This window comes from Streptomyces graminilatus, from assembly GCF_001418565.1.
GTDB lineage: Bacteria > Actinomycetota > Actinomycetes > Streptomycetales > Streptomycetaceae > Streptomyces > Streptomyces graminilatus.
On record NZ_LIQQ01000091.1, the window covers coordinates 1 to 5,381 of the forward strand.

2 protein-coding genes are annotated in these 5,381 nt (G+C 72.3%); both read left to right on the forward strand.

Features of this window, described 5'->3' with window-relative positions; translation table 11 throughout:
- Positions 1-2,134: hypothetical protein (locus tag AOK08_RS09540; RefSeq protein ID WP_055525041.1), on the forward strand; the 2,134-nt coding region annotated here is incomplete at its 5' end.
- A 67-nt stretch (positions 2,135-2,201) separates the two neighbouring features.
- Positions 2,202-5,381, forward strand: a 3,180-nt coding sequence (locus AOK08_RS09545; RefSeq protein ID WP_055525042.1) for a tubulin-like doman-containing protein, incomplete at its 3' end; no start/stop codon positions are given.

Below are 5,381 nucleotides of genomic sequence, written 5' to 3' on the forward strand. Positions count from 1 at the left end.
GGCCGCCGAGAAGGCCGCCGCCGCCCGGATCGCCCTGGGTGACGTGTCCGAGTCCTCCCAGGTCACCGTCTTCGGGTTCGCCGCCGCCGAGGGGCCGGGCCAGAGCGCCGTGGACCCCGTGTGCCCGCGCACCACGCTGGACGCGGCGGGCCGGGAGACCGTCGGCGCCTGCGCCGCCAAGCTGCGCGAACGCAAGGACGGTGAGGGCACCGGCACCGACTTCCCGAGCGCGATCCGGCAGGGCGTCCACGAACTCACCACCGGCACCGACCCCTCGGCGCCCCGCGTGCTGTTCCTGCTCACCGACGGGATCATGGAGGTCGAGGACAGCCCCAAGTACGGCGACCCGGCGCACCGGAAGGCCGAGGGCGAACGGCAGTTGACCCTGGAGCTGGCGAACGCCGCCGCCCAGGGCGTGCAGATCTGGCCGCTGGGATTCGGGGACAAGCCCGACCTGAAGCAGCTCGCCAGGATGGCCGCCGGCGGCTACCAGAAGGGCTGCGTCGCACTGGACTCCGCCCGGCCCAAGGCCGAGAAGGTCGGCGACGCGAAGGACGTCGGCACGACCCTGGAGCGGATCTTCGCCGCCGCCCACTGCATGCGCCACGAGCCGGGGCCCAAACCCGTGCGCCCGCCCGCCACCATGAAGATCGGCATCTCCCCGCTGGCGACCGTGGGCAGCATCGTCGTCGACAAGGGCGACCCCGCGGTGCGGATCACCTACACCGACCCGGCGGGCGACGAGGTGCCCACCACCGGCACCTTCCACAACTCCCGCTTCGAACTCGCGGGCGGCGTCGGCACCGTGGAGGCGCTGAAGATCGTCGACCCGCTGCCCGGGGTGTGGAAGGTGCACGCCGAGGCCCCGGAGGGGCACCGCTCGCTGCCCGTCGCCGTCAGCGTGCTGTGGCAGGGCGAACTGCGCGGCGCCATCAGCATGGACCCGCCCTCCCCGCGCGCCGGGGACGAGGTCACCGTGACGATGCGGCTCCAGACCCGCGAGGGCTACCAGATCAAGGACCCGGACGACTACGCCGGACTGCGCGTCCGCAGCGAACTGACCGGCTCCGGTTTCGACCCGATCCCGCTGACCCTCGCCGACGACGGCAAGAGCCACGGTGGCAGTGGTGGCAGTGGTGGCAAGGGCGACGGCGGCGGCAAGGACGTGAAGGCGAGCGACGGCTCGTTCACCGGCACCGTCCGGATCCCGGAGCGGGCGAACGGGGCGCTGAAGGTGAGCGCCACGCTGACCGCCGCCGGCCTCAGCGCCGACACCCGCAGCGAGGGCGGCCGGGTCGCCCCCGGCGAGCTGCCCGTCACCACCGCCCTGGACCTGCCCGCCGCCGACCTCCACCCCGGCGACACATTCACGGGCACGCTGGCCGTCCACAACACGAGCGACGCCCCGCACACCCTGAAGCTGTCCGTCACCGACCTCAAGGCGGGCCTGCTCAGCGTCACGCCCGACCGACTCACCCTGAAACCAGGCGAGTCCGGCACCCGCGAGGTGACCGTCCAGGCCGCCCCCGCCGACATCTTCGGCGACCGCCTCACCGACGACGGGCTGTCCCTCGCGGGCAACATCACCGTCGTCGACACCACCGACGGCGGCCTCACCCTCGTACGGTCCGCGCTGTCGGTGAAGGTGACTCCCCAGCCCGGGATCGTGGAGAAACTCTGGGACGCCTACTGGGGGGCGGTCCTGGCCGGCCTCGTCCTGCTCGCGCTGGCCGTCGCGGGCGTCGTGGCCTGGATCCGGATCCGGCGCGCCCGCCGGGACCCGTACGGCCTGGTGCTGCGACTGCTCGACGCGAACGGCGAGCCCGTGCCGGGCGAGCACATCGCGGGGCACGGACACAAGCAGTGGTACGAGTTCGGCATCGCCGAGCCCCACCTCAGCCCCCGGATCGAGCGGCGCGCGCACGGCCCGTACGCCGTCCAGCGCAACCCCAACGGCGGCGCGGTGCTGCGCCGACGAGGCGGCGGCAGGAGCGCGCTGTCGGCCGGTGGAGCGGTCCAGCTCGCCGAGGGAGTGAGCCTGGCCCTCGACACCGGCGGTACCGACGGCCCCCCGAACGACAGCGGCCCCGGGTGGCAGGACAGCAAGAGCACCTACGACCAGACGTATCTGTGAGCCCCACACCCACGGACGTACCGAGCGCGAACACGCGGCCCAGCGGCCGTGAGCGGGGAGGAAACCCATGAAGATCTTCCAGCCGATGCTCTTCGTCGGCCTGGGCGGCACCGGTGGCCTGGTCGGCGCCGAGCTGGAGCGCAGACTGCGCACCGAACTGTGCGGCCCGGACGGCGTGGCGCTGCAAAGCAGACTGAGCGGCAGCGCCCCCTACCAACTGCCCGACTGCCTCCAGTTCGTGTACGCGGACTACAGCGAGTCGGACCTGATGCGGCTGCCGCAGTTCAACGTCGACCCGTCGCTGCGCGCCGCCTACTCCCGTACGTCACGGGCCACCCACGACCTGCTGCCGAACTTCGACAGTTCACCGGAGGTCACCAAGATGCTCCGGGCCAGCATGCGCGGGGAGGTCGCCGGGTGGCTGCCGCCGCGCACCGACGAACCGCGTGTCACCCCGCTCCACAACGGCGCAGGGCAGTTGCCGACGGTCGGGCGTGCCGCCCTGTTCGCGACGCTCCGGCACGGCCTGAATCCCGTACTCACCCCGCTGCTCCAGGCGATCGACGCGATGGCCAGGGCCGGCGGCGAACTGGCCGAGCTGGGCGGGGGAAAGGTCACCGGCTGCGATGTGTTTGTCGCATTCTCGGTGGCCGGGGGGACAGGAGCCGGGATCTTCCTGGACTACCTCCACCTCATCAACCACGCCTTCCAGCTCCGGCGCTTCAACGGCGTGAAGATCTACCCGCTGGTCGTCATGCCATCGTCGTTCTCCTCGGCGACCGGCGGCGGACGCGAGGCCGACCTCAACGCGGCCCGCGCCCTCGTCGACCTGTTCCGGCTGGTCGACGGGCAGAACGCGCCGACCGAGGGCGCCGAGATCGGCGACCTCGACCAGATCGCCGGGCTCGGCGTCCGCTACCCCGGCAACCAGCCGATCCGGCTGCGCACCGGCATCCTGCCCACCTCGTTCCTGTTCAGTCCGACCGCCGGAATCCGCCCCGACGACCTGCGCCGCTCCATCGTCTCCCTCGTCATGTCGCTCATCGGCACCGAACTGGGCGACACCAGCACCCGGGGCCGGACCGCGGTCGGCGACGACGACTTCCAGACCTTCGCCGCGAGCTTCATCAACCGGGGTGTGCACCGCAGCGCGCTCTCCCCCACCGGTATCGGCCGCCAGGGCGTCTCCACCAGCCTCGTCGCGTCGATGACCGTACCGAAGGACCAGCTCGCCGACCTGGTGGCCGGGCGGCTGCTGCGGGAGGCGGTCGGCGAGCTCCTGGAGCGGCCCCGGACCTCCCTGCGCGAGACCACCGTGCCGCTGATCCAGCAGTTGTTCGCCGACTCCCACCTCGAAGATCTGTGGGAACGCAAGCAGTTGCCCGTCCAGGAGCCCGACCCGCTGCCACGCGGCGGCAAGGCCGTCGAGACCGCGCTCGGCGAACGCATCACCGACATGCAGCGGCTCCTGGCCGACCTGCGGACCATCGCCGAACGTTCCGCCGCCCAGATGGCCGACCTGTTCGCCCCGGGCCCCGCCATCGACAAACTCCTCCTGAACGTCGACCCCTTCCACGCCTACCGGGTCGTGCGGGGCGTCCCGGAGACCGACACCGAGGACCCGATCGCCCGGCTCGGCTTCCTCGGCATGCTGGAGAACCGCTCCCGCGCCCCGCGCCGCCCGGACGGGCTGACCGACCAGCCGCCGAAGATCCCCCGTATCAAGGGCCGGCTGGCGGGCATGTCACCGGCCCGCTGGGGCGACGACGACGTGCTGGCCGCCCTCCAGGAACAGGACGCCTGGTACCAGTGGCGCTGCCGGACCGTCTGGCACGAGGCCTGGCGCGAACAGCAGCAGCGCTGGCGGGCCCCCGCCGACACCGCGGGCTCCGACATCGCCCGCCTGGTCAACGCCTTCCGCTCGCACGGCGACCAGGAACGCAAGGTCTCCGCGCAGAAGGGCACCGAACTGTACGAGGACCGCACGGGCATCTCGTACCTGCTGCCGCCGCAGCGCACCCTCAACCACTTCTACGAGGACCTGGTGACCCGGCTGATCCGGCGCGAGGGCCTGCGCGAGACGGACGACGCGGCGGCGCTGCTGCTCAAGCTGGTCAGCGGTGACACCTGGCGCGAGGTGCACGGCATCAGCCGGCGCAGCCCCGACAGCGCGGTGTCGGTGGTGAAGGCACAACTGGAGGGCAAGATCACCCGGTTGTTCGCCGAGGGCGGCCAACGCCTCGAAGAACGGCCCCTGTTGCCGTCCATGAGCACCCTGCTGGCCGCCGCGGCGGGCGACTCCGACGCCACGAACCAGGTCAGCAAGGAGGCCCTCGACCTGTTCGGCCGCAAACTGGCCGGGCTGCTCCCGGTCGGCTTCACCCCGGAGGGCACCGGCCCGCTGCGGGTGCTGGTCACCTACCCGCGTGTGGAGGCGGTCGACGAGGTCGAGCAGTACCTCGGCAAGGCGCTCCGCCTGCCCGCCGACGCCCGGAACTCCGTCGAGTACCGGGGCGTCGAGAGCGACTCGGTGACGGTCGTGCTGTTCCGCAGCGAGATGAGCCTCACCCAGGTGCCGGAGGCCCGCAAGGTGCTCCGGCAGTGGGCCAGGGCCAAGGACAACGAGCAGGCCCAGGACGTCCTGCGGTGGCGCCAGCGCCTCGGCTACCAGGACAGCTGGATGGTCAGCGGCGAGGAGGACCGCCGGGTCATCCTGCACCGGCTGCTGTGCTGCATGTGGAACGGCCAGGTCGACGTCGTCGACGGCGAGACGGCCTCCCCGGACCGCGTCCGGCTGCGCCTGCACCCCGAGACAGGCCCCCAGGTACCGGGCGTACGCCTCAGGTTGGGCGACTTCCCGGGCGGAGTCTCCAGCTGGGCCCAGCTCCTGCGCGCCTACGAACGCTGGACCGTCCTCGACGACGAGCGCACGGTCGAGGACTACTGCCGCGAGCTGATGGGCGCGCAGCCGCGTGGCCTGACGAGAAGCGGCAGCGATCCGCACCCCCTGTTCGTCGAACTCGTCGAGAAGATCGCACCGCGCCAGCTGGACCTGCTCGCGGAGCGCCGCGAACGGGACGGCGAACGCGTCGAGGGCTGGCTCCGCCCGCTCTGGGAGTTCTGGGCGGAGACCCTCCCGGCCGCCCTGGACACCGAGTTCGGCGACCAGCAGGCCGTCCAGCCGACCCTGCGCACCCTCCTGGAACACGTCCGCGGCGACACCCCGGCCCGCCGCCACTCCCCCTCC